Source organism: Rhizobium freirei PRF 81 (assembly GCF_000359745.1).
Taxonomy (GTDB): domain Bacteria; phylum Pseudomonadota; class Alphaproteobacteria; order Rhizobiales; family Rhizobiaceae; genus Rhizobium; species Rhizobium freirei.
Genome location: NZ_AQHN01000084.1, coordinates 207,684 through 231,607 on the forward strand (window position 1 = coordinate 207,684; position 23,924 = coordinate 231,607).

General features: G+C 60.8%; 26 protein-coding genes and 1 pseudogene. 18 read left to right on the top strand and 9 right to left on the bottom strand.

Annotated elements, in window-relative coordinates; translation table 11 throughout:
• Nucleotides 1–34: 34 nt before the first annotated feature.
• Nucleotides 35–1,084 carry an ornithine cyclodeaminase gene (locus tag RHSP_RS24365; protein ID WP_037154237.1) on the bottom strand — a complete coding sequence of 350 codons (1,050 nt, stop codon included), beginning with the start codon at nt 1,082–1,084 and terminating at the stop codon, nt 35–37.
• Nucleotides 1,085–1,226: 142 nt separating this feature from the next.
• On the opposite strand from RHSP_RS24365, the gene RHSP_RS24370 reads away from it, so the two are divergent.
• The gene (locus tag RHSP_RS24370) at nt 1,227–1,664 is read left to right on the top strand and encodes an Lrp/AsnC family transcriptional regulator (RefSeq protein ID WP_037154240.1); all 438 of its coding nucleotides are present in this window, start codon (nt 1,227–1,229) and stop codon (nt 1,662–1,664) included.
• Between the two features lie 55 nt (nt 1,665–1,719).
• On the opposite strand, the gene RHSP_RS24375 is transcribed toward RHSP_RS24370, so the two are convergent.
• Nucleotides 1,720–1,977 carry a hypothetical protein gene (locus tag RHSP_RS24375; protein ID WP_004124707.1) on the bottom strand — a complete coding sequence of 86 codons (258 nt, stop codon included), beginning with the start codon at nt 1,975–1,977 and terminating at the stop codon, nt 1,720–1,722.
• 262 nt (nt 1,978–2,239) lie between these two features.
• Between RHSP_RS24375 and RHSP_RS24380 the strand changes: the two genes are divergently transcribed.
• Nucleotides 2,240–2,584: a hypothetical protein gene (locus RHSP_RS24380; protein ID WP_037154245.1), complete on the top strand. Its 345-nt coding sequence runs from the start codon at nt 2,240–2,242 to the stop codon at nt 2,582–2,584.
• Between the two features lie 94 nt (nt 2,585–2,678).
• Here RHSP_RS24380 and hutC read toward each other — a convergent pair whose 3' ends face one another.
• The gene (gene hutC / locus RHSP_RS24385) at nt 2,679–3,434 is read right to left on the bottom strand and encodes a histidine utilization repressor (RefSeq protein WP_004124713.1); all 756 of its coding nucleotides are present in this window, start codon (nt 3,432–3,434) and stop codon (nt 2,679–2,681) included.
• Nucleotides 3,435–3,628: 194 nt separating this feature from the next.
• On the opposite strand from hutC, the gene RHSP_RS24390 reads away from it, so the two are divergent.
• The 6 genes from RHSP_RS24390 to solA all read left to right on the top strand — a co-directional run bounded on the left by RHSP_RS24390 (nt 3,629) and on the right by solA (nt 9,463).
• Nucleotides 3,629–4,468, top strand: a complete 840-nt coding sequence (locus RHSP_RS24390) for a transporter substrate-binding domain-containing protein (RefSeq protein ID WP_004124716.1) — start codon at nt 3,629–3,631, stop codon at nt 4,466–4,468.
• 101 nt (nt 4,469–4,569) lie between these two features.
• A complete protein-coding gene (locus RHSP_RS24395; protein ID WP_004124718.1) occupies nt 4,570–5,295 on the top strand; it encodes an ABC transporter permease in 726 nt (241 codons plus the stop codon).
• 10 nt (nt 5,296–5,305) lie between these two features.
• Nucleotides 5,306–6,010, top strand: a complete 705-nt coding sequence (locus tag RHSP_RS24400; protein ID WP_004124721.1) for an ABC transporter permease — start codon at nt 5,306–5,308, stop codon at nt 6,008–6,010.
• A gap of 24 nt (nt 6,011–6,034) precedes the next feature.
• Nucleotides 6,035–6,811, top strand: coding sequence for an ABC transporter ATP-binding protein (locus tag RHSP_RS24405; protein WP_004124724.1), 777 nt, complete (start codon nt 6,035–6,037; stop codon nt 6,809–6,811).
• The gene (locus tag RHSP_RS24410) at nt 6,808–8,313 is read left to right on the top strand and encodes an HAL/PAL/TAL family ammonia-lyase (protein WP_037154249.1); all 1,506 of its coding nucleotides are present in this window, start codon (nt 6,808–6,810) and stop codon (nt 8,311–8,313) included. Before RHSP_RS24405 ends, RHSP_RS24410 begins: the two co-directional genes overlap by 4 nt.
• Before the next feature lies 1 nt (nt 8,314).
• Entirely contained in the window at nt 8,315–9,463 is a 1,149-nt protein-coding gene (gene solA / locus RHSP_RS24415; protein WP_004124728.1) for an N-methyl-L-tryptophan oxidase, read from the top strand.
• Between the two features lie 118 nt (nt 9,464–9,581).
• Here the strand turns inward: solA and RHSP_RS24420 are convergent, their stop codons facing one another.
• The gene (locus RHSP_RS24420; RefSeq protein WP_004124729.1) at nt 9,582–10,076 is read right to left on the bottom strand and encodes a cytochrome b; all 495 of its coding nucleotides are present in this window, start codon (nt 10,074–10,076) and stop codon (nt 9,582–9,584) included.
• Nucleotides 10,077–10,276: 200 nt separating this feature from the next.
• On the bottom strand, nt 10,277–11,692 hold the full coding sequence (locus RHSP_RS24425) for an aldehyde dehydrogenase family protein (RefSeq protein ID WP_037154558.1): 1,416 nt from the start codon (nt 11,690–11,692) through the stop codon (nt 10,277–10,279).
• 94 nt (nt 11,693–11,786) lie between these two features.
• Here RHSP_RS24425 and RHSP_RS24430 point away from each other — a divergent pair, with 94 nt between their 5' ends.
• Together RHSP_RS24430 and RHSP_RS24435 are read left to right on the top strand one after the other, a co-directional pair.
• The gene (locus RHSP_RS24430) at nt 11,787–12,701 is read left to right on the top strand and encodes a LysR family transcriptional regulator (RefSeq protein WP_037154253.1); all 915 of its coding nucleotides are present in this window, start codon (nt 11,787–11,789) and stop codon (nt 12,699–12,701) included.
• Between the two features lie 10 nt (nt 12,702–12,711).
• Nucleotides 12,712–12,933, top strand: a pseudogene (locus RHSP_RS24435) (O-methyltransferase); the annotation flags it as partial.
• A gap of 51 nt (nt 12,934–12,984) precedes the next feature.
• On the opposite strand, the gene RHSP_RS24440 reads toward RHSP_RS24435, so the two are convergent.
• Together RHSP_RS24440 and RHSP_RS24445 are read right to left on the bottom strand one after the other, a co-directional pair.
• The gene (locus RHSP_RS24440) at nt 12,985–13,743 is read right to left on the bottom strand and encodes an alpha/beta fold hydrolase (protein ID WP_004124732.1); all 759 of its coding nucleotides are present in this window, start codon (nt 13,741–13,743) and stop codon (nt 12,985–12,987) included.
• Nucleotides 13,744–13,792: 49 nt separating this feature from the next.
• Nucleotides 13,793–15,565 carry a cytochrome c biogenesis protein DipZ gene (locus RHSP_RS24445; protein WP_004124733.1) on the bottom strand — a complete coding sequence of 591 codons (1,773 nt, stop codon included), beginning with the start codon at nt 15,563–15,565 and terminating at the stop codon, nt 13,793–13,795.
• 359 nt (nt 15,566–15,924) lie between these two features.
• On the opposite strand from RHSP_RS24445, the gene RHSP_RS24450 reads away from it, so the two are divergent.
• From RHSP_RS24450 to minE, 7 genes are all read left to right on the top strand, one after another.
• Complete coding sequence (locus tag RHSP_RS24450; protein WP_037154256.1) at nt 15,925–16,977, top strand: alpha/beta fold hydrolase; 1,053 nt, start codon at nt 15,925–15,927, stop codon at nt 16,975–16,977.
• 113 nt (nt 16,978–17,090) lie between these two features.
• A complete protein-coding gene (locus RHSP_RS24455) occupies nt 17,091–17,831 on the top strand; it encodes a response regulator (RefSeq protein WP_004124738.1) in 741 nt (246 codons plus the stop codon).
• Nucleotides 17,828–19,150: a sensor histidine kinase gene (locus tag RHSP_RS24460; RefSeq protein ID WP_004124741.1), complete on the top strand. Its 1,323-nt coding sequence runs from the start codon at nt 17,828–17,830 to the stop codon at nt 19,148–19,150. The genes RHSP_RS24455 and RHSP_RS24460 overlap by 4 nt, the downstream gene beginning before the upstream one ends.
• A 461-nt stretch (nt 19,151–19,611) precedes the next feature.
• Nucleotides 19,612–20,028, top strand: a complete 417-nt coding sequence (locus RHSP_RS24470) for an organic hydroperoxide resistance protein (protein ID WP_004124744.1) — start codon at nt 19,612–19,614, stop codon at nt 20,026–20,028.
• Between the two features lie 313 nt (nt 20,029–20,341).
• Entirely contained in the window at nt 20,342–21,073 is a 732-nt protein-coding gene (gene minC / locus RHSP_RS24475; protein WP_004124747.1) for a septum site-determining protein MinC, read from the top strand.
• A gap of 29 nt (nt 21,074–21,102) precedes the next feature.
• A complete protein-coding gene (minD, locus tag RHSP_RS24480) occupies nt 21,103–21,918 on the top strand; it encodes a septum site-determining protein MinD (protein ID WP_004124750.1) in 816 nt (271 codons plus the stop codon).
• Nucleotides 21,915–22,175 carry a cell division topological specificity factor MinE gene (gene minE / locus RHSP_RS24485; protein ID WP_004124753.1) on the top strand — a complete coding sequence of 87 codons (261 nt, stop codon included), beginning with the start codon at nt 21,915–21,917 and terminating at the stop codon, nt 22,173–22,175. The genes minD and minE overlap by 4 nt, the downstream gene beginning before the upstream one ends.
• Nucleotides 22,176–22,182: 7 nt before the next feature.
• Here the strand turns inward: minE and RHSP_RS35705 are convergent, their stop codons facing one another.
• Complete coding sequence (locus tag RHSP_RS35705; RefSeq protein WP_240535514.1) at nt 22,183–22,689, bottom strand: hypothetical protein; 507 nt, start codon at nt 22,687–22,689, stop codon at nt 22,183–22,185.
• Here RHSP_RS35705 and RHSP_RS24490 point away from each other — a divergent pair.
• Nucleotides 22,630–23,262, top strand: a complete 633-nt coding sequence (locus RHSP_RS24490; RefSeq protein ID WP_240535511.1) for a polysaccharide deacetylase family protein — start codon at nt 22,630–22,632, stop codon at nt 23,260–23,262. The two genes, RHSP_RS35705 and RHSP_RS24490, sit on opposite strands and share 60 nt — an antisense overlap.
• Nucleotides 23,263–23,276: 14 nt before the next feature.
• Here RHSP_RS24490 and RHSP_RS24495 read toward each other — a convergent pair whose 3' ends face one another.
• Nucleotides 23,277–23,885, bottom strand: coding sequence for a TetR/AcrR family transcriptional regulator (locus tag RHSP_RS24495; RefSeq protein WP_004124759.1), 609 nt, complete (start codon nt 23,883–23,885; stop codon nt 23,277–23,279).
• Nucleotides 23,886–23,924 lie beyond the last annotated feature (39 nt).

The window sequence follows — 23,924 nt, forward strand, 5'->3', positions numbered from 1 at the left end:
TGCGCCAAAACAGGCGGCTGGCCGCGGCGCTTCCTTACTCCGCCCGGAGCAGCATGCCGAACAGATCGCGCGGATCGTCCGGGTCGGCAATGATATCCAGTTTCTGAAAGTAATCCGTACCGGCCAGCTTTTCGCGCACATAGCGCAAGGCGGAGAAATCCTCGATGGCGAAGCCGACGCTGTCGAACAGGGTGATCTGTGCGTCGCTGCGTCGGCCCTGCGCGCGGCCGTTCACGACCTGCCAGAGCTCGGTTACCGGATAGTCCGCGTCCATCTGCTGGATTTCGCCCTCGATGCGGGTTTGCGGCGGATATTCGACAAAGGTATCGGCACGCAGCAGGATATCGCGATGCAGCTCGGTCTTGCCGGGGCAGTCGCCGCCGATGGCGTTGATGTGGACGCCGGCGCCGACCATGTTGTCGGTCAGGATCGTGGCAAACTGCTTATCGGCGGTGCAGGTCGTAATGATGTGGGCGCCTTCGATGGCCGCCTGCGCCGTTGTGCAGGGAACCAATCGCAGGCCTTTTCCGCCAAGGTTGCGCACGGTCTTTTCCGTGGCTCTCGGATCGATGTCGTAGAGACGAACCTCTTCGATCCCGAGGACCGCTTTCATCGCCAGCGCCTGGAACTCCGCCTGTGCGCCATTGCCGATCAGCGCCAGGACGCGGGCTCCCGCCGGCGCGAGATGGCGCGCGGCCATGGCCGAGGTGGCGGCAGTGCGCAGCGCCGTCAGCAGCGTCATCTCCGTGAGCAACACCGGGTAGCCGGTCGACACTTCCGCCAGCAGGCCGAAGGCAGTCACGGTCTGCAGCCCCTGTGACATGTTCTTCGGGTGCCCGTTCACATATTTGAAGCTGTAGACCGCGCCGTCGGAGGTCGGCATCAGTTCGATCACGCCATCATGGGAATGGGAGGCGACGCGTGGCGTCTTGTCGAAAAGATCCCAGCGACGAAAATCCTCTTCGACAGCTTCGGTCAGCCCGACGAGCATGGCTTCGATGCCGACGTGGTGCACGAGCCGCATCATGTTCTCGACGCTGACGAAGGGGATGAAAGCTTTTTCCGACGGAAGCAGTGCGGGCATTTTGGTGTCCTCGATCAGATTATTCCCAGCAGGGTAACAAGCAGGCCGATTGACTGAAATCTCAAAACTGTGCCAGTTTTGGTATCGTGCTGTGCAGATTGTATAGCTGCTACTGTAAAAATGACAGAGTCTGGATTCTAGAATGTCCGTTGCCAAATATATTCCCGATGATCTCGACCGCCGTATCATCGGTCATCTGCGCGCCGATGGCCGCGCCTCGCTCTCCAAGTTGTCGGATGTTTTGGGCGTGGCGCGCGGCACGGTGCAGAACCGGCTGGATCGTCTTATCGAGACCGGGACGCTGATGGGTTTCACCGTGCGGGTGCGGGAGGATTATGACGAGCAGACCGTCCATGCCGTCATGATGATCGAGGTGGTGGGAAAATCGACCACGCAGGTCATCCGCAAGCTCAGAGGCTTGCCCGAAATCTATTCGCTTCACACCACGAACGGCAACTGGGATCTCGTTGCCAATATCCGGGCAATCAGCCTTTCGGATTTTGACCGCGTGCTGCGCGAGGTCCGCATGATCGATGGCGTGGCCAACAGCGAGACCAGTCTGTTGCTGAGCAGCCTCTGAGGATTCTCATCCCGAAAGTCGTCGATCACGATGGCCCGGTCGGCTCGGCGCCGCTTTATTGGCGGCGGGCGCGGAATATGCGTTTCCAGATGGTGCCGCCCAGATATCGGTTGAACACGATGAAATAGGCGACGATGAGTGCGAACAGCAGAAGGGCCGGCAGGCCGTGAAGCTGGAAGCCGTCCTCGGTCTTGCCGCCGAAGATCGACGCAATGATGTAGCCAAGAACAAAAAAGGCGGTCAGAAAGTCGAAGATGGCGGCAAGCACGATGCGCCACGTGGCTGGCTGCGTCTCGGCATTTGCGTCAGGCATGATCGGGTCCCATCGTGTCTGTGAAATTTGTCGGCGAGAACGTACGGACGATTGGCTGGCAGATTGCAGCAACGATACATCCGATGCCGCAGGTCGTTGTCAACCGCACGAGCTGCCATTTCCATCGATGCGGAGCGGCCGCGGCGGGCCAATATTGGGTTCTTTCAGCGGGTGACGGTCGTCATGCCGTTGGCTTGAGCTTCGGCTCGCAAGGCCGAAGCCCTCGGCTTGAAAACCTGTGGCTTGTTGTTATGATTTCTGAATGGAACTTACTTTGCTCGCTCACGCACTTGCCTGGACCGTGCTCGGTCTGGTCGTATTGACCACCGTCGTCCCGGTCGGGACGAAATATCCATTCATGGCGATGGCGAGCATAGACAGCGTCATTCCCTTTGGGCTTTTGGGGTTCCTGTTCGTCATGGCCTATCCTGAAGACCGCCGTGTTACCGCGCTCGTCTGCATAGCGGTGGCCGCGGTAAGCGAGGGGATGATGTCGGTCCTGCCGGAAAAATGTCTGCGGATCGAGCGTGCGATCCTGAAAGTGCTCGCCACGGTAGCGGGTTTGCTATCGGGGGCGCTGCTCGTGGAATGCGTGCTGCAGATTTAGAAGCTTTGACGGCCTGATATAGAGCACTGCGAAACGCAGGCGCCTAAGCCTTGCTCTCCTGCAGTGAACAGGTGATCCGACCTTCCATATACAACTAACGATCCGAAGGCTTGCCGCTTTGGCTCTCCAGCCGATAGCGATGCCCGGGGTACACGAGGCGCGCCAGGGAGACGACGCCGCGCGCCGACCATGTACGCCGACGGATGGTCAGGCAGGGTTCGGTCTTGAGGATCGTCAATAGCTTGCATTCCCAGGCCTGCGGCATGACCGCTTCGACCACATGTTCGGAGCCGCTGAGCGGGGCAACGTCCGAAAGATAGGCATTCGGCGTCATGACCGTGAAGTCCTGCTGCAGGTAGTCAGGCGCGGCTTCGGGATGGACGTGGCGGTCTTCGATCTGCACCGGCACGCCATTCTCGCTGTGCACGATCAGCGAATGGAAAACGAACGATCCTATGTCCAGTTCCAGCGCGTCGGCGACGTCTGGCGACGCTGCTTCTCGGGCAAGCACGATCACGGTTGCCTGGTGCGAATGCCCGCGTTCGGCGATTTCTTCGGCAATATTGCGCACTTCGAACAGGGCGGATGCGCCCTTGCGCTCGGCAACGAAGGAGCCGACGCCCTGGATGCGGACCAGTTCGCCTTCGTTGGCTAGCTCACGCAGGGCGCGGTTCGCCGTCATCTTGCTGACGCCGAGTTCGGTGACGAGCTCGTTTTCGGAAGGTACGCGATGCTTGGGCGGCCACTCGCCGCTGTGGATGCGATCGAGTATCATTTGCTTGACCCCGACGTAGAGCGGCGATGCGTCGTTTTCCGCCAGTTCGCGTTTCATCTCGCCGGAGTGCTTCATTGACTAATCCCTTTGCACGACCTGAATCTGCCTCGAAAACAACTTTCCCACTTGCATATCATAAATTATCTCATATGGTACCCTATACAACCTCGCAATCAATCCAAAAATAAATTGGAAAAAAGCGGGCAAGCCGGCGAAGATCGGTAGGAAGTGCTGCAAGGCCTGTTTCAACCTCAGAGGAGCTCTATACGATGAAATTCAGTGCAATTCTCTTGTCAGGCGTCGTAGCTGCCGTCGCCTTCACGGCGCCCGCAGTCGCCAAGGACTGGAAGACGGCGACGATCACCCTGGAAGGCGCTTATGCCCCCTGGAACATGACGAATGCCGACGGTACGCTCGGCGGCTTCGAGCCTGAACTCGCCAAGATCCTGTGCGAGCGCGCCAAGATCGACTGCAAGCTGGTCGCTTCCGATTGGGACGGCATGATCCCGGCTCTCAACGCCGGCAAGTTTGACGTCATCATGGATGCGCTGTCGATCACCGACGAGCGCAAGCAGGTGATCGGCTTTACCGTTCCTTATGCTGCCACCCCGGCCGCCTTCGCAACCGCCAAGGACAGCCCGCTTGCCAAGGCTGCCGGCACCGGCGCCACGATCAAGATGACCCCCGGCCAGACCGGCGTCAAAGAAATCGACGTGCTGAAGGAGGCCTTCAAGGGCAAGACGATCGGCATCCAGGCCGCCACGGTCTATGCCAAGTTCGTCTATGACAATTTCGGCTCGATCGCCACGATCCGCGAATACAAGACCGGTGCTGACCGCGACCTCGATCTGCAGAACGGCCGCATCGATCTCGGTTTCGACGACGCGGTCTACTTCGCGAACGCTTTTGCCAGCGCCAATGATTCGCTCGCCTTCACTGGTCCGGAAATCGCCGGCTCCATCTGGGGCGAGGGCGAAGGCCTTGGCATCCGCAAGGCCGATACCGACCTGCGCGACAAGCTCAACGAGGCGATCAAGTCGGCCCTTGCCGATGGCACCATCAAGACTCTGTCGATGAAGTGGTTCAAGGTCGACGTCAGCCCGAATTGATCGGTGCGACCTCCGGGTCGCGGCCACGGTCTCCGGCTTTGCCGCCGGAGACCGTATGATATCCTGACGCTTGAAACTGCCACGGACGGGGAATGGACGCTATGGCAACCTTGCAACTGCTGGGCTTCGGCTCGAACGGGTGGGGCGCGCTGCTGCTCGTCGCGGCCTTGATGACGCTCGCCGTCACGGCGACGGCGTTGGCGATCGGGGCGGTGCTGGGCGCAATCGTCGCCTCTGCGAAGCTCTCCGGCAGCCTGCTTCTGAAAACGCTCGGCAATGTCTACACAACGGTTTTCCGTGGCGTGCCGGAGCTTCTGATCATCTATCTCATCTATTTCGGCGGTTCGTCGGCGGTCACTTCGGTCGGCAAATGGCTGGGCTATGACGGCTTTCTCGGCCTGCCGTCCTTTGCAGCCGGTGCGCTTGCCGTCGGCATCATTTCGGGCGCCTATCAGGCCGAGGTGTTTCGCGGCGCCTATCTCGCCATTGCCAAGGGTGAATTAGAGGCGGCGTCCGCGATTGGCATGCATGGCGGTCTGCGCCTGCGCCGCATCATCATTCCGCAGGTGATACGCTACGCCATTCCCGGTCTTGGCAATGTCTGGCAGCTCAGCCTGAAGGATTCCGCCTTGATCTCCGTGACCGGCCTTGCGGAACTGATGCGCGCCAGCCAGGTCGCTGCCGGCTCTACCCGCCAGTATTTCCTGTTCTTCATCGTCGGCGGCATTCTCTATTTGATCCTGACCAGCCTGTCGGATCGTATCTTCAACAAGGCAGAACGCCGCGCCAACCGCAGCATGCCGTCTGCGACCATCGGCCAGGCCTGAGGAGGAAGACATGGATTTCGACTTCCTTTCGAGCACGATGATCACGCTCTTACAGGCCGTGCCGATGACGCTGCTGCTGTTCTCCCTGTCGGTCGTATCGGGCGGCCTTTTGGCGCTCGTTATCGTCGCCATGCGCGTCAGCGGCAATCCGGTCCTGTCTGGTTTCGCCAAGGGCTATATCTTCGTCTTTCGCGGTTCGCCGCTGCTGATCCAGATGTTCCTCATCTTTTACGGCTTGGCGCAGTTCTCCTTCATCCGCTATTCGTTCCTCTGGCCTTTCCTGCGTGAGCCCGTGGTCTGCGCGATCCTTTCGCTGGCGCTTTGCACGGCTGGCTACACGGCCGAGATCTTCCGCGGCGGCATCCGCGCGGTTTCGCCGAAGGAAATCGAGGCGGCGCGCTCGATCGGCATGTCGCGCCTGCTGCTCGTACGCCGCATCATCGCGCCGATCGCTTTCCGTCACGCCCTGCCGGCCTACTCGACAGAGATCGTGCTGATGATGAAATCGACAGCACTCGCCAGTCTCGTCACCGTTTGGGAAGTGACGGGCGTTGCCCAGCGTCTCATCTCGCACACCTATCGCACCATGGAGGTCTTTCTCTGTGCGGCGATCATCTATCTCGTGCTGAATTTCGTCATTCTGCAGGCCACAGCCTTGCTGGAATATTCGCTGTCCCGCCATCGCCGCGCCGTTCCGCCGGCGATGAAGGCCTAAAGACTTCATTGGAGCAGGCAAATCATGCCAGGTGTCACCCGACTTTCAGTTCGCAACATCCGCAAGAGTTTCGGCAATCATGAGGTTCTGCGCGGCATTTCCCTCGATGCCCAGGATGGCGACGTCATCTCCTTGCTCGGTGCCTCGGGTTCCGGCAAGTCCACCTTCCTTCGCTGCATCAACCTGCTGGAGATCGCCAGCGACGGCGAGATCTGGGTGGATGGCGAACAGATCCGCATGATTCACAAGAATGGCAAAAGCTACCCGGCAAGCCACAAGCAGGTGGATCATATCCGTTCCGAGCTCGGCATGGTCTTTCAGAGCTTCAATCTCTGGTCCCACATGACGATCCTGCAGAACGTGATCGAGGGACCGGTTCATGTGCTGAAGCGCTCGCGTTCCGAATGCATCGCCGAAGCCGAAGCGCTTCTGGAGAAGGTCGGCATTGCCGACAAGCGTCATGCCTATCCAGCCCACCTGTCCGGCGGCCAGCAGCAGCGTGCGGCGATTGCCCGTGCGCTTGCCATGAAGCCCAAGGTCATGCTGTTCGACGAACCGACATCGGCGCTCGATCCCGAGCTCGTCGGCGAAGTGCTGCGCGTCATGCGCGCCCTTGCCGAGGAAGGCATGACGATGCTCGTCGTGACCCATGAGATGAGCTTTGCCCGCAACGTCTCCAACCGCGTCGTCTTCATGAAGGAAGGGCTCGTCGAGAGCACCGGCACGCCGGACGAGATGTTCGGCGGCGGCGCATCGCCGGCCTTCCGCCAGTTCATCGGTCATTTCGGAAACGGACAATGACGGTCACCATCGACAAGCCACTATCCTGGCGCGAGGTCGCACGCGTCGGCGTCGGCGAGCCGCTCGGCCTGTCCGAAACTGCCTGGGAGCGTGTCGGCGAGGCGAGCCGAATCGTCGAGCGCATCGTCGAGACGGGCGTGCGTGCCTATGGCGTCAACACAGGCGTCGGCGCCCTGTCCGATACCGTTGTTGACCGCGCCTCGCAAAGCCGTCTTTCGCGCAATATCATCATGAGCCACGCCTGCGGCGTTGGTCCCCTGCTGCCGGCGTGCGAAGTGCGCTCCATCATCGCGGCGCAGATTGCCAATTTCGCCCATGGTCATTCCGGCGTGCGGCCTGAGATTATCCGGCATCTTGCGGCGTTTCTCGAGCATGATTGCATCCCCGAAGTGCCCTCCAAGGGCTCGGCCGGCTATTTGACCCACAACGCCCATACCGCGCTCGTTCTGATCGGCGAGGGACGGGCTGTTGTGAAGGGGAAGGCGATGACCGGCGCGCAGGCTCTTGCCGCGATCGGCCTTAGCCCCCTGGTGCTTGGCGCCAAGGAGGGGCTCAGCCTCGTCAACGGCACGGCTTGCGCCACGGGATTGTCGGCGCTTGCCGTCTACCGCGCCGAGCGCCTGCTCGATTGGGCCGACGCCATCGCCGCGTTGACGCTGGAAGCCGCCGGTTGCCAGATGGCGGCCTTCGATGAGGCCGTGCTCGCACTCCGCCCCTCGGCGGGTATCGCCAAGGTCGGTGCCAGGCTGCGCAGCCGTCTCCGGGGTAGCGGCCTCATTGCCGCAGCCCTTGGCCGGCGGACGCAGGATGCATTGAGCCTGCGGTCGGTGCCGCACGCCCATGGCGCTGCCTGGGACGTCCTCGAGCAGACCGCCCGCATCGTCGACCAGGAACTGGCGTCGGTAACGGACAATCCGGCGGTTTCGGGCACGCCCGAGCAGCCTGTAGTCTCCTCGGAAGCCCATGCCGTTGCGCCGGCGCTTGGTCAGGCGGCCGATAGTTTGGCGGTCGCGATCGCGCAGATAGCCGCGATGAGCGAGCGGCGGATGGATCGTCTTGTCAATCCGCTGGTGAGCGGGTTGCCGCCGTTCCTGGCGAGCGATGCCGGCAGCCATTCGGGCTTCATGATTGCGCAATATACCGCTGCTGCACTCAGCAACGACAACCGGAGGCTTGCCGCTCCGGCATCGCTCGATGGCGGCCTGACATCGGGTCTGCAGGAAGATTTTCTTGCGCATCCGACGGCAGCCGCCAGCAAACTGCTCGCGATCCTCGACAATGCCGAATATATCCTCGCGATTGAACTCATGGCGGGGGCACAGGCGCACGATCTCCTTGTTTCGAAGGGCGGAAGAGCACCAGGAACGGATCGCGTCTACGCTGCCGTTCGTTCGCGTATTCCTCTTTACGGCGACGATCGGCCGTTGAATGCCGATATGGAAAACTTGCGGGATATGATCGTAAAGGTCGCGCCGCCTGCTGAAAGTGAAACGGGAGCCTAGGGTGTCTGGGGAATTCGACGTTGCCGTCATCGGCGTCGGCGCGATGGGAAGTGCCGCATTGGCGTCTGCCGCCGCCCGAGGCGCAAAGGCGATCGGCATAGAAGCGCATTTCCCGGCGCATGCGCTCAGTTCCTCGCATGGCGACAGCCGCCTGATCCGCCTCGGCTACTTCGAGGATCCGTCCTATGTCCCGCTGCTGCAGCGCGCCTATCAAAACTGGCGCTCACTCGATGCGCGGCTGCGCGCCGAGATCCTGACCGTGACGGGCGTCCTGCAGATCGGCGCGCCCGACAGCAAGATCGTCAGCGGCACGCGCGCATCCTGCGACATGCATGGATTGCCGCATGAGATACTCGACAGGGATGCCATGAAGCGGCGCTTCCCGGCATTCGCGCTTGAGGAGGGCGAAATCGGGTTGCTCGATCCGCAGGGCGGCTATGTCAGGCCTGAAGCCGCGATCATGGGCTATCTGAAGCTTGCTGCCGAAGACGGCGCCGTCTTGCATTTCGGCGAACGTGTCGTTGCCATCGAGCCCGACGATGCGGGCGTCACCATCGTTTCGACGACCGGGCGATATCGGGCGCGCAAGGTGATCGTCGCGACCGGCGCATGGATTGCCGAGCTCGTGCCGCAGCTGAAGCCCCATGCGCAGCCGATCCGGCAGGTCGTCGCCTGGTATCAGCCGAAGGATGGCTTCGTCGCGGAGCCGCAGCGCATGCCCTGCTTTCTGCGGGACGAAGGGGCCGAAGGCTCCTATTTCGGCTTTCCGGCAATTGGCGTCGATGGCGTGAAAATTGGCCGTCACGCGCATTTCAGGGAGCTGATCGATCCGAAGGCACCCAATCCGCCGGTCAACGACGCCGATACCGCGCTGCTTGACGGATTCGCCCGCAAGCGACTGCCGGACGCGGCCTCGTATCGCGTGCGGGCGACGACCTGCCGCTACACCATGCTGCCGAGCGAGGATTTTCTGATCGACACATTGCCGGGGCAGCCGAACGTGGTCGTTTCATCGGCATGCTCCGGCCACGGATTCAAGTTTACCAGCGTGGTCGGCGAAATTCTCGCGGATCTGGCGCTTCAGGGTGGAAGCGCATTGCCGACTGCTCTGTTCTCTTTCGAGAAGCACTTTGGTGGCCAATCGGCATAGCCGCCGATCGCGCTAGGCGTATCGGAGCATTTCCGCTTCCCTCGTCTCGCGGAAACGCTCTATCCCATTGTTTCTTTAGGAATTTCCGGGAAACCGCTGCGAGCATTTCCCGGAAACTCTAGCCGATCGTCATACGTCGCAGCACGTTCGACTTGAAATAGAAGTGCTGCACGAGCGCACCGAATATATGCAGGACCACGACGGCCCAGAGCAGGGATTTGATCGGGCCGCCATGAACGAAGGCGGCCGTGTCGATGCCGAAATAGTAGGCGGCTATTCCCGTCAGAGGCATTGCGAAGATCAGCGCATAGAGCAGGAAATGTGTCACGCTGGCGATATAGTGCAGGAACGCAGGCTGATCGTCCGGCGGCGTTGGGACATCGGACACCAGCCTCAAGCCAAGGCGCACGACGGCCAAAAGCAGGATAGCGATTCCGGCATAGGCGTGGATATTGGCACTGGCGATATCGGCAGGCGTCGGCGTCTGGCCGTGGCGAATAAGGCGTCGCCAGGCATTCATGCCATCGGGAAACAAGAGATTGAAGAAGATGAGTATGGCCATAAGCCAGTGAAGGATGCGTTGTGGAACGGAGTAGGCGGATCTGGCTAGCATCGGACCTCCTTAGATTGGAATTGTTCTAAGGCTAGAACATGATTCTAACGAGAACCTGAATGTCGTGGCAATCCGCTTGTTTTACTCAGGATCGATATCATTGGTCGGGATGGCCAAAGAAGCCTCTGGTCGCCAGCTTTGGGTTGGCGGCGGAAGGGTTGCCCCGGAAAGCCATCAAGGTTCTCCAGGGCTCTGGCATATCAGCTCAGCACGGCGCGGGGCTCGAGAAACGATTCCAGGCCGTAGGTGCCGAATTCGCGACCCATACCGGATTGCTTGAAACCGCCGAAGGGCGCCAGCGGCTCGTGCGGCGCGCCGTTGATGACGACGCGGCCCGCCTCGATCTGCTCCGCCACCCGCTTTGCCCTGTTGATATCGGCGGAGAAGACATAGGCCTGCAGGCCGTAGACCGTGTCGTTTGCGATTTCGACAGCGTGGGCTTCATCGCGATAGGGGATGACGCACAGCACAGGTCCGAAGATCTCTTCGCGCGCAATCCGCATATCGTTGTTGACGCCGGAAAAGACCGTCGGGCGAACGAACCAGCCTCGATCGAGCCCTTCGGGTCGTCCCTCTCCGCCGACGACCAGCTGGGCGCCTTCTTCCTGGCCGAGGTGAATATGGGACTGAACGCGATCCCACTGCTTTTGGCTGACCATGGGACCGATGCTGACGGCCGGGTCCTTGGCGTCGCCCACCTTGAGCGCCGAAACGGCATCAGCCAGTCGTTGCTGGATTTCGTCGAGACGGCTCTGGGGAGCGAGAATGCGGGTGCCGGCAATGCAGGCTTGGCCGCTATTGGCAAGGCCTGCCGCCAGGACTTGCGGAATGACGAGATCGAGATCGGCGTCATCGAGAATGATGTTCGGGCTCTTGCCGCCGAGCTCAAGCGTCACCCGCTTCATGGTCATCGAAGCGGCCTGGAAGATGGCGCGTCCGGTCGCCGTCGAACCGGTGAAGCTGATCTTTGCGATGTCGCGATGGGCGCTAAGGGCAGCGCCGACGACATGGCCATAGCCGTTGACGATGTTGAACACGCCATCCGGTAAGCCCGCCGTATGAAGGCATTCGGTGATGAGCTGGGTCTGGATCGCGCTCATTTCCGAGGGTTTGATGACCATCGTCGCGCCGGCGGCGATCGCTGTCGCGAGCTTGCTGCAGATGAAGCCGTAATTGCTGTTCCAGGGCGTAATGGCGGCGGCGACGCCGGCGGGTCTCATTTCCACTTCGGCATGGCCGATGCGGCGTCGAAACTGGTAATTTTCGAGCGTCTCGGCCATGTGGAGAAATGCCGTCGCCGCGTGGGGTACGGAAAAGCCGATGAACGAAGCCGGAGCGCCGTATTCCTCGCGCATGGCCTCCGTAAGGTCCGCAGCGCGGGCGGAGACGGCCTCATGCAAGCTGTGCAGCATTGCAATGCGTTCGGCCTTGGAGCTTTGCGACAGGCTCGGAAATGCGGCCTTCGCGGCGCTCACGGCATCATCGACGTCCTGCTCGTTTCCGAGGCGTACCGTGCCGATCTGCTTTTCGGTCGTCGGGTTGAAAAGAGGGGCGAGCTCCGTGCCGTGAGGCTGAACGAAGCGGCCGTTGACGTAAATCGTATCTATCGTGCGCATAAGCGTCTCCTTCATCTTTCCGATAAAGGTAAAGCGCGCTATTTGATTGGGGTAGTAGGACAAAGATGGACAGCCTGATAAGGAAAATAGCGCAATGAAGGCAAGCCTGGCGGAGCTTGAGGCGATTGCGGCCGTTGCGCGGCATGGTGGCTTTCGTGCCGCCGCACGCGAGCTCGGTATGTCCTCATCGGCGCTCAGCCATGCGGTCGCGGCGCTGGAGGAGCGTCTATCTCTGCGGATCTTCAACAGAACGACGCGCAGCGTGACACTGTCGGATGCGGGTGAACGTTTTATCGCGGATATAGCGCCGGCTCTCGCCGCGATCGACAGGGCGATCGAGAACGCCGGCATATCGTCCGGATCCGTATCAGGCACGCTGCGGCTGAACATGGCGCCCGGCGCAGCGCGTATGCTTTTGGTTCCCCTTATCCTCGAATATGGGCGGCGTTACCCGAATGTGGAAGTCGAGATCGTTACCGACAACGCTCTGGTCGATGTCATTGGCAAGGGTTTCGATGCCGGTGTGCGCCTCGCTGAAGCTGTCCCGACGGACATGGTCGCGATACCGATCGTTCCGACTATTCGCTCGCTCGTTGTCGGATCACCCGGCTATTTCAGCAACCGGCCGAAGCCTCTTGCCCCGGGCGATCTCCTGCAACATCGCTGCATTCGTGCCCGCATGGCGAGCGGCAAACTCTATCGCTGGGAGTTCGAAAAGCACGGGCAATCGATCCTGATCGATGCCCCGGGCAGCCTGACCCTCGACGCGTCCGACCTGATGTTGACGGCCGTTCTCGAAGGCGCAGGCCTTGCCTATATCGCTGAAGCATCCATGTCCGATCATATTGCGACCGGCCATTTGATCCCCGTATTGGAGGATTGGAGCCCGCCCTATCCGGGGCTCAGCCTCTATTTCGCGCAGCGACGTCAAATGCCTGCAAGGCTTCGCGCCTTCATCGATCTCATTCGTGAGCAGAATGCGTCCGGTGGAGTGCTGCCGAAGGGGTAAATTTCGGACATTCGTTCTCGTCGATATGTGGAAGGATCTCTACATTCCCTGCCTTGAAGCCTTCTACCCAAAGCTCAATCCCGGCGCGCTCATCGTTGCCGACAACATCTTCATGCCTGCAAACGAAGATGTGAAACGCTATGGCGAGGCCGTTCGCGCCAAGCCGGGGATCACCTCCGTTTTATTGCCGGTCGGCTCCGGCATCGAAGTCAGCCGTTACGATCCTGTGTAAAGCACAGAAATCGGCGGCAGCCTCGTTCAGGAGGCCGCCGCAGGTTTGTTGCTACTTGCCAGCGTCCTTGGCTGCCTTTTCGATGACGGCCGCAACCTTTTCCGGCTGCGATGCGAAGACGGCATGGCTTGCCTTGATTTCGGTCACTTCACTGCCGGCGCGCTTGGCCATGTCGCGTTCGAGGTCGGGATTGATAGCGCGATCGTCACTGGCGACGACCGCCCAGCTCTTCTTCGCCTTCCAGGCGGGATCGCCAACCTTGGCCGTAAAGGCTGCCTTGGAAGCGAAAACCTGCGATTTCCCCAGGAAATCGGCCTCGTCCTTCGGCAAGTCCGCGGCAAAGTCCGCTGCGAAGGTCGCCGGATCGATGTAGAGATACTGTCCGTCCTTCGTTTCGCGGATATTCATGCTGCCTACGGGCTTGGAGCTTGCAAGCCCGATCAGGCTTTCGCCCTTGTCCGGCTGGAATGCGGCGACATAAACGAGACCGGCGACATCCGGGCGATTGCCCGCTTCGGTAATGACCATGCCGCCATAGCTGTGGCCGACGAGCAGGCTCGGGCCGTTCTGAAGGTCGAGCACGCGATTGGTGGCGGCGACATCGTCGGCAAGTGAGGTGATCGGCTCCTGGACGACCGTGACCTTGAAGCCATCCTTGTCAAGGATATCGGCCGTCTTGCGCCATCCCGAGCCGTCGGCAAGAGCGCCGTGGACGATAACGATGTTCTTGATCTCGGCTGCCTGTGCCGCAAAGGCAAAAGTGCTTGCGGCAAGGCCAAGGGCGGCGATGGAGAGAAAACGGGTATTCATGGTATGACTCCTGTCAGTTGAGGTTCATGCTTGAGGTGAAGAGGGAATTTCAGCCGAAGGTGAAGGCGTAGGCCTGAACCCCGGGGTCGAGGAAGCGGATCTCGAAGTTGCGCGCGGTGACATCGCCGGACTGGCGGACGAGTTGGTAGAGCTTGGTCGCAGTGACAGTCCCATTTCCGGCGGCGTCGGTATCGGAGCCGTGGTCGGCGTCAGGCGCTTTCCCATCCACGGTCACCTGGAAGCGGATCGGCTTCCCGTCGGCCGAGGGACCGAGGACGAGGTGCAGGTCGCGGGCGCTGAAGCGATAGCTGATGCCGCCGCCTGCCTTGTTCAGCGATGCCTGCTCCGCACCGACGGTCCAGCTGCCTGCCAAACCCCATTGGTTGAGGCCGGGATTGGCGACCGAATAGTCGGCGGCGGTATCCGCCTTAACTCCTTCCGGGGAGACGAAGCCGGTCGCTTGTTTGTAGCCGACATAGGTCTCGCCGGAGCGGATATGACCGAGATCGGGGCTCGCTTCCGCGCCCTTTGCATCCGGAACGACGGCGCCGCTTTGGGCCATGTCGCTGCCCGCTTCGCGTAAGAGATCCTGGATCGCCTGTTCGGTCTGGCGATAATTGCCTTCGCCGAAGTGCTGGTAGCGGACCTGTCCCTTGGCATCGATCAGGTAATGGGCAGGCCAGTAGTTGTTCTCGAAGGCGCGCCAGATGCGATAGTCGTTGTCGATTGCGACCGGATAGCCGATCTTGAAGTCAGCGATTGCCTTCTTGACGTTGTCGACATTCTTTTCGAAGGCGAATTCGGGAGCATGGACGCCGATTACGACGAGGCCCTGATCCTTATACTTTTCCGCCCAGGCACGAACATAGGGGATGGTGCGGATGCAATTGATGCAGGAATAGGTCCAGAAATCGACGAGCACGACCTTGCCGCGAAGCTCGGCTGACGTTAGCGGCGGAGAGTTCAGCCAGGTCACGGCACCGTCGAGCGAAGGGGCGGGGCCTTCGATGGGGAGGTCGCTATGGAACGGCCGCGTCGCGTCGGTGGCAACCTTCATGGCGCCGTTGCTGGCGACTTCGGGGTCAGGGCCTGAAGCCTTGGTGTGCAGCTTCTCCAGCAAGGCCTGCTCGAAGGAGCCGGTGCTTGCGTAGGAGAGGCGGGCGAGCAGGCCGGTATCGAGGCCAAGCGCGATGGCTGCAACGCCGGCCAGAACGGCGGCTCCGGCGAACTGGCGGATGCGTTCGCTGACGCCGAGAGATCGCTTCATGCCCGCAAAGATCTTGCCACCGGCAAAGAGGGCAACGGCAAGCGAGGTCGCGGCACCGGCGCCATAGGCCAGCAGCAGGAATGTCGTCTGCAGATTGGCGCCCTTCAAGGCGGCGCCAGTGAGCACGAGCCCGAGGATCGGGCCGGCGCAGGGCGCCCAGAGCAGGCCGGTTGCAATGCCGAGCACGAAGGAGCTTCTGACGCTCGCAGTTGTGCGCTGAGCGCCGGCGGCATTCAGGAGATTGTTGCCGAGATCGACAACCGGCCGCGACAGGGTGCTTGCTATACGTGGCGAAATCAGGCTCAGGCCGAAGAGTCCGAGCAGGACGATTGCTGCAAGGCGACCATATTCATTGGCGCGGATGGCCCAGGCGCCGCCGACCGCAGCAAGGGTTGCGACGAATGCAAAGGTGAGCGCCATGCCCGCAAGCATGGGCAAGGTGCTCCGAACGAAGGGCTGTCCGGCGCGGGCGAAGACGAAGGGGAGGATGGGCAGGATGCATGGACTTAGGATCGTCAGCGCACCGCCGAGATAGGCAATGATGAGAAGCGTCATCGTCTTGTTCCTTTAGAAGCGATTGACCGGCTGGCGGCGGCAATGTGCCGTCCCCAGCAGTGACGCTATCTGCCGTCGGCGACGTATCTCGAATGTGTCTGATTGGACGGGAGAATGTACCGAAACGTCGATCTCTTCGGCTTCGATACATTGCGATACAAACTGGGTGTTGCCGGCTTGATTTTGCAACGAGCCGGGCCGCTTGCCGAGGCACTGCCGCCAGGAGCGACGGATTGTATCAGACTGTATCTTGGCGGCCCGAAACTACAAAGGCATTCAAAAGGCCGTCGCCAGCGACACATCGGCGATACATGCGGCTGGCTTTCTCAAGCTCACGATCCAATCCACAGGAGAGACAGATGTCCGAGGAAATCAACCACAACCGCCGCCGCTTTTTCGGTATTGCCGCAATCGCCGTCGCCGCCGCCGAATTTGGTCTGCCCGCCATCGCCGGCGCCGAGGAAGCGAAGTCTTCCGCTTCGACCTTGCCCGCCGTCAAGGCCGGCAGCCACACCTCCTTCGAAGCGCTGAAGCAGATCGATGCGGGCGTGCTCAATGTCGGTTATGCCGAAGCCGGTCCGGCCGATGGACCGGTCGTATTGCTGCTGCATGGCTGGCCCTACGATATCTACAGCTTCGTCGATGTCGCGCCGCTTTTGGCCGGTGCCGGCTACCGTGTCATCATTCCCTATCTCCGCGGCTATGGGACCACCCATTTTCTTTCGAAGGAAACCCCGCGCAACGGTCAGCAGGCAGCACTTGCCGCCGACATGATCGCGCTTCTCGATGCGCTGAAGATCGAAAAGGTCGTCGTTGCCGGTTACGACTGGGGCGGCCGTACCGCCGACATCATGGCGGCACTCTGGCCCGAGCGTTGCAAGGCGCTGGTCTCGGTCAGCGGCTATCTCATCGGCAGCCAGGAAATCAACCGCAAACCGCTGCCGCCGAAGGCTGAGCTTGCCTGGTGGTATCAGTTCTATTTCGCTACCGAGCGCGGCCGCCTCGGCTATCAGGAAAACCGGCACGATTTCGCTAAGCTGATCTGGCATACCGCCTCGCCGCAATGGGCCTTCGACGACGCCACCTACGATCGCTCGGCCGCTGCCTTCGACAATCCCGACCATGTCGATATCGTCATTCACAATTACCGTTGGCGCCTTGGTCTCGTCGAAGGCGAGGAGAAGTTCGATGCCTATGAGAAGAAGCTGGCCGCAGGCCCGGTGATTTCGATCCCGACGATCACCATGGAAGGCGACGCCAACGGGGCGCCTCACCCCGAGCCCTCAGCCTATCGTGGCAAGTTCTCCGGCAAATATGAGCATCGCACCATCACCGGCGGCATCGGGCACAATCTTCCCCAGGAAGCGCCGCAAGCCTTTGCACAGGCTGTGATAGATGTTGATCGTTCATAGTTCGGCGATAGTGTGCGGGAGGCGCTGGCGTAAGCTGGCGCCCTCCGCCGTTGGCACGCCAAAGGGATGAATGTTCGTAGCTTGATGCTTACGATGATGAGTGGGAAATCGAAATGGACCATGTCGACCATATCCTGATCGTGGATGACGATCGGGAAATCCGCGAGCTGGTGTCGAGCTATCTGAAGAAGAACGGCCTGCGGGCGACGGTGGCTGCCGACGGCCGGCAGATGCGCAGTTTTCTCGAGGCCAATTCGGTCGATCTGATCGTGCTCGACGTGATGATGCCGGGCGACGACGGCCTTGTGCTTTGCCGCGAGCTTCGCGCCGGAAAGCACAAGGCGACGCCCATCCTGATGCTGACGGCGCGCAGCGACGAAATGGACCGGATCCTCGGCCTGGAGATGGGGGCCGACGATTATCTGGCCAAGCCGTTCGCCGCCCGCGAACTTCTCGCCCGCATCAAAGCCGTCCTTCGGCGCACGCGCATGCTGCCGCCCAATCTGCAGATCAGCGAAGCCGGTCAATTGCTTGTCTTCGGGGATTGGCGGCTCGACACGGTCGGCCGCCATCTGCTCGACAAGGATGGAACTGAAATTACGCTGAGCGGAGCCGAATACCGTCTGCTGCGCGTTTTCATCGACCACCCGCAGCGGGTGCTCAATCGCGATCAGCTGCTGAACCTGACGCAGGGCCGCGATGCCGATCTCTTCGATCGCTCGATCGACCTGCTTGTCAGCCGCTTGCGTCAGCGCTTGGGCGACGATGCGCGCGAGCCGACCTATATCAAGACGGTGCGCAGCGAAGGTTATGTCTTCTCGGTTCCGGTGGAGATCGCGGAGCTGCGTCCATGAGCACGGCGACCTTGCAACCTCGAAGGCTGTCATGGCCCGGCACCTTGCGCTCGCGCATCTTCCTCATCCTGCTGCTCGGACTTGCGATCGCCTATGGGCTCTCCTTCAGCGTTTTGTACCTGGAGCGTTATATGTCGGCGAAGGCCGTCATGCTCGGTACTCTGGAGAGCGATGTCGCGACCTCGATCGCCGTGCTCGACCGCCTGCCGGCGGGAGAAAGGGCGAATTTTGTCGATTGGCTGAGCCGCGGCAACTATAATTTCGAGCTGGGGACGGGGCTGCCGGGCGTGCCCGATAGCTCTGCCCGCAGCGCGGAGATCGCCGCCAAGATAGAGGATGCGGTGGGCCATCGCTTTCCCATCCATGTCGAATCGATACCCGGTCCGATCATGCGTCTGCAGGCGCATCTGAACCTGAGCGACGGCAGCCCGTTGACCATCGACATCGTGCCGAAGGGCATCATGCCCATCGCCAGCTGGCTGCCTTACGTCTTCGTGGTGCAGATGCTGGTGATCGTCCTTTGTACCTGGTTCGCCGTCCGTCTGGCGATCCGTCCGCTCGCCGCGCTTGCAGCAGCGGCCGATGCGCTCGATCCTGACAAGAAGGGACCGGATTTAAGCGATGGCGGACCGAGCGAGGTGGCTCACGCCGCCAAAGCCTTCAACGCGATGCGCGACCGTATCGCGCATTACCTTGAGGAGCGCGTGCAGATTCTCGCGGCGATCTCGCACGATCTGCAGACGCCGATCACGCGCATGCGCCTGCGCGCCGATATTGCCGATGATTCGCCTGAAAAAGCCAAGCTGCTGCAGGATCTCGGCGAGATCGAGCGCCTCGTGCAGGATGGTATAGCCTATGCGCGCAGCGCCCATGGCAACGGCGAGAAGAGCTCCCGCATCGATCTTGCCTCCTTCGTCGAAAGCATCTGCTACGACTATCAGGACACCGGCAAATCCGTCGAGATTCTCGGCCTCATTCACGGGACGATGACGACGAAACCACATGCCCTGCGTCGCATCCTTACCAATTTCATCGATAATGCCATAAAGTTCGCAGGCGCCGCGGAGATTGCCGTGGAACGCAGGGACAAGGGCGAGATTGTCATAACGGTGCTGGACCGCGGTCCGGGCATTCCGCAGGACCAGATAGAAGCGGCTATGCAGCCCTTCTTCCGGCTGGAACAATCGCGCAACCGCAACACGGGCGGCACCGGGCTCGGCCTTGCGATCGCCCAGCAACTGGCCCGGACGCTTGGCGGCTCGGTCAGGCTCTACAACCGTGAAGGCGGCGGTCTCGCGGCCGAAGTCGTCATTTCCTGATCGCTCGCGGAGAGGATTTTTTGGAAGTGGCTTCTGTTCGTCCGGACAGCGGCTAAATCCATCCAAACAGCCAGGCTAGTAGCGAGATTATCGCGGCTAATGCCAGCCAAAGCAGGAGTCGGTCCCTGGATACCCGCTTGGCATCCTCTTTGGAAACAACTCGATATGTTTCCATCCGAATCTTCTCCGCGTCCCCGTCGAGATCGCGTGTCCCGAAATGTTGTTTGGTCTCGTTTTGCCCCAAGCGTGTCTCCGATTTCGCCGTTACCGTTTTCCGCCTAATTTACGATTTTCAGGCTCTTTGTAAGCGATTGTATCCGGCCTGTAACGGCCTACGTTTTGTAACACTTCCGGCGATTCCGGAAACATGCCGGATACGTCGATCCGTCAAAAACAACTCCGTCAACGGACGTCGCCCCAGACGACACAACAGACCGGGCGACGCAACAAAGGAGTGTTCCATGACCAAGATCGACAAGGTTCTCTACACGGCAAGAACGCATACCATCGGCGGCCGCGACGGCTCCGCGCGCAGCGATGACGGCCAGCTGGAGGTCAAGCTTTCGCCTCCCGGCAGCGCCCATGCCGGCACCAATCCCGAGCAGCTTTTCGCAGCCGGCTGGTCGGCCTGCTTCATCGGCGCAATGGGCCTTGCTGCGGGTAAGCGCAAGATCAAGCTACCGGCCGATCTCGCCGTCGATGCCGAGGTGGATCTCGGCACCACGGAAGGCGCCTATTTCCTGCAGGCGCGTCTGACCATCAGCATGCCCGGCATCGAGCCGGAGCTGGCGCGGGCGCTCGTTGAAGAAGCGCATCAGACCTGCCCTTATTCGAAGGCCACTCGCGGCAACATCGATGTCGAGCTGAAGCTCGCCTGAGAATCGCTTGTACGCTGATATTGCGCGCCGTTCCGGAAGGGGCGGCGCGCCGAATCGTTAATTTTTCCGCATCGAATAATCAGTAAGGCAGCGCCTGCTTTGCGCCTGGAGGATCTCATGAGACCGATTATTCTTCTCCTTGCGGGAGCTGCGATTTTCGCCGCTCCATGCGTCTATGACCCCAGCTCCAACGAGCCTTCCGCGCTTGCGAGCATTGCCGTTTTGTGGGGCGGTTCGGGCTCGAATGGAGCGTCGCGTTAACCACTTGTTAACCATATCAGCGGTACACAAGGTCAACGATTTATTTACATAGATGACCAAAGTGCTAACAGACGCTCGCTCGATCCGTATCAAGGGCCGCTCCTTTCTGGCGGTCATGCTTTCGCCGGACCTTCCGCTGGACCAGTGGTTGATCAGGCTTGACGACCTCGCAGCTCGTTCGGCCGGCTTCTTTCTTGGGCGGCCGGTCGTACTCGACATCACCGATCTGCCGATCGACAAGGCGCAGCTCAAGGAGCTGATATCAGAGCTTTCGGCGCGCAATGTCAGCATCATGGGTATCGAGGGCGGTCGTCCGTCGATCGCCGGGCCTGGCATGCCGCCGATACTGAAGGGCGGGCGTCCGGCCGCCGATTTTGAAGTCTCGGAAGCAGAGCCGGTGGTGGAGCGCCGCAACAGCGAACCCAAGGCACCGCCGCCGGAAATCCGGCCGGTCACGCAGTCGCTGATCATCCGCGAGCCGGTACGTTCGGGCCAGTCGGTGATCTTTCCGGAAGGCGATGTCACGATCATCGGTTCGGTGGCATCCGGTGCGGAAGTCATCGCGGGCGGATCCATCCACATCTATGGCGCTCTGCGCGGCCGCGCCATGGCGGGCTCGATCGGCAATGCCTCGGCGCGAATCTTTTGCCGCAAGCTCGAGGCCGAGCTTTTGGCGATCGATGGAATTTACAAAATGGCGGAAGACGTATCACCCAGCCTCAGAGGGCAGCCTGTTCAGCTCTGGCTGGATGGTGAAACGATCATGGCTGAAAAACTAATCTGAGCCGAAGCCGGCGAAAACAGGAGAGCGAGATGGGCAAGGTAATCGTCGTCACATCGGGCAAGGGCGGAGTTGGAAAGACCACTTCGACTGCCGCATTGGGGGCGGCTCTGGCACAGAGGGGCGATAAGGTCGTCGTGGTCGATTTCGACGTTGGGCTGCGAAATCTCGATCTGGTCATGGGTGCGGAACGGCGCGTCGTCTACGATCTGGTCAACGTCATTCATGGCGATGCCAAGCTGCCGCAGGCGCTGATCCGCGACAAGCGGCTGGAGACGCTCTTCCTGCTGCCGGCTTCGCAGACCCGCGACAAGGACAATCTTACCCCCGAGGGCGTCGAACGCGTCATCAACGAGCTCAAGAACTATTTCGACTGGGTCATCTGCGACAGCCCGGCCGGTATCGAGCGCGGTGCAACGCTTGCCATGCGTCATGCCGACGTCGCCGTCGTCGTCACCAATCCGGAAGTCTCCTCGGTACGCGATTCCGATCGCATCATCGGCCTGCTGGACTCCAAGACGCTGAAGGCCGAGCGCGGCGAGCGCATGGAAAAGCATCTGCTGCTGACCCGCTTCGATGCCGGTCGCGCCGAGCGCGGCGACATGCTGAAGGTCGACGATGTGCTGGAAATTCTCTCCATTCCGTTGCTCGGCATCATTCCTGAAAGCACGGACGTTCTGCGCGCCTCCAACCTCGGCTCGCCCGTGACGCTCGCCGACGCGCGCTGCGCGCCAGCGCTTGCCTATTTCGAAGCCGCACGCCGTCTTGCCGGCGAGCAGCTGCCGGTCACCATCCCCGGCGAAAAGCGGGGTATCTTCGGCAAGTTCTTCGCAAGGAGGGCCGCATGAGCATTTTCAAACTGTTTCGCAAGCAGAGATCTGCACCGATGGCGCGCGAGCGTCTGCAGATCCTCCTTGCCCATGAGCGTGCCTCTGTGGGTTCGGATCTCGTATCCGTGCTGAGAGAGGAAATCCTCGCCGTCATCGCCAAGCACGTCCAGGTCGACCGCGACAAGGTGCAGGTGAAGATGGATCGCGACAAGGATGTCTCCATGCTGGAGATCGACGTCGAGATTCCGCGCGACGCCGCCTTGAAGGCCGCCTGACGGAAGCTCAGGCTGGGTGCATATGTGCGAATTCCGCCACTTGGGATCCCAAGCGGCGGAATTCCGAACTTTTTCGAAGTTTACCCTTGCAAAGGGTGCGATTCGCGATTATCTCACGGCCATCACCTGTATCGATGGCCTGCCGTGCTGACATTTCTGTGTCGAGCCGGTGTTCGCTGTCCGGGTCAAAAAAGCAAGGGCGCTCCCCAGAAATGGGTAGAGCGCCCTTTGCTTTTGTCGCATTCGTTGCACTTTTCTTGTCCAGCGCGATATGCCAGTCTGCAAAGATGATGCGGGGGGCGACGGCTTGGGCGAAGTGCGTGATCCGGTAAGTGCGTTGTTCAGGTGGATGCTTGCCGGCATTTTTCTCATGGCATGCGCGGTCGGTGCCCAGGCTGCGGACCAGACGATCTTTCTGACATTTGACGACGGGCCGCTGCCCGGAACGAAGAACATTCTCTCGGTACTGAGCCAGGAAAATGTGCCCGCCGCCATGTTTATGGTTGGCCAGCATGTCGAGACCATTCCAGCCGGGCGAGATTTGTTGGCGCAAGCCAAGGCGATGTCGCTGGTGACGGTCGGCAACCATAGCTACAGCCACGCCAACAATCGCTACAGGAAATATTACTCCAATACCCAGGCCGTCGTTGCGGACATGCTCCATGCCAACGACGTTCTTGGCCTGAAGCCGGTCGTCCATGCGCGGTTGCCGGGCAGGGACGTCTTTCGGCTGCCGACCGTGTCGAGAGAGGATCTCTCCATCAATGTCGCCCAATGGGAGCGCGAGTGGCTGGACTATGAGTTCGTCGCCGAAGCGGGCTTCTATCTCTACGGCTGGGATTTCGAATGGGTCCACAGCGACGACGGCAAGCCGGTTCAATCGGTGGACCGTCTGGTCAACGAGATCGGCCACCTCTTTCAGTACGGACGCTTCACGCAACGCGGCAAGATGATCCTGCTGATGCACGACGAAATGTTTCAGGACCAGTTCAACGGCCAGGAAAACCTGAAGTCGCTCATCCGCAAGCTTCGTGAGCGCGGCTATGCTTTCGGCGATATCAGGGACTACGCGCCGTCGAATCCCTGAGCCGCAGAGCTTACTTAGACCTGTCGCGCCGCAGCTCCGGCTGCCACGGTCAGGATGAAGTCGTCGAGTTCCTGTTCCAGGCTTTCGATCGGCAGGCCGACGAACCGTCCCTCAAGGCTGATGCTGACGACCCCATGAACCGCGCCGAACAGGGTCCTGGCGCGGATGGCGCGCGCCGTCTCCGACATGGTCGGCTGTAGTTCGGCGAGTGGTTCGGCAATGACGCCCATCAGGAACATGTGCTCCTCCAGATGCCATTCCGGGCTCGGGCGGTTGTCCGGTGGTCGATGGTCGAAGAGCGCCTTCCATAGATTGCGGTGCGCGACGGCAAACCGCAGATAGCCGCGCGCGAGGTTGCGCAGCCGGTCGGTCGGCGTGTGATCTTTGACCTCCGCCAGCGCCAGAGAGGCTTCGAGCCCCTTCAGAGTCGCCGAATTGACGTGGATAACCAGATCGTCGAGATCGGCAAAGACCGTATAGAGGCCGCCGAGAGCGCAGCCGACATCCTGGGTGACATCGCGCGCCCGCAGGTTGGAAAGCCCGTCGGCCGCGATGCGATTGCGCGCCGCCTCGATCAGCCGCTGCTTCAGATCCTCGCGCTTTTCCTGGGTTTTTCTCGCCATTATCAATTCCAATCCGATTTTCTGAACGTTGTTCAAAAT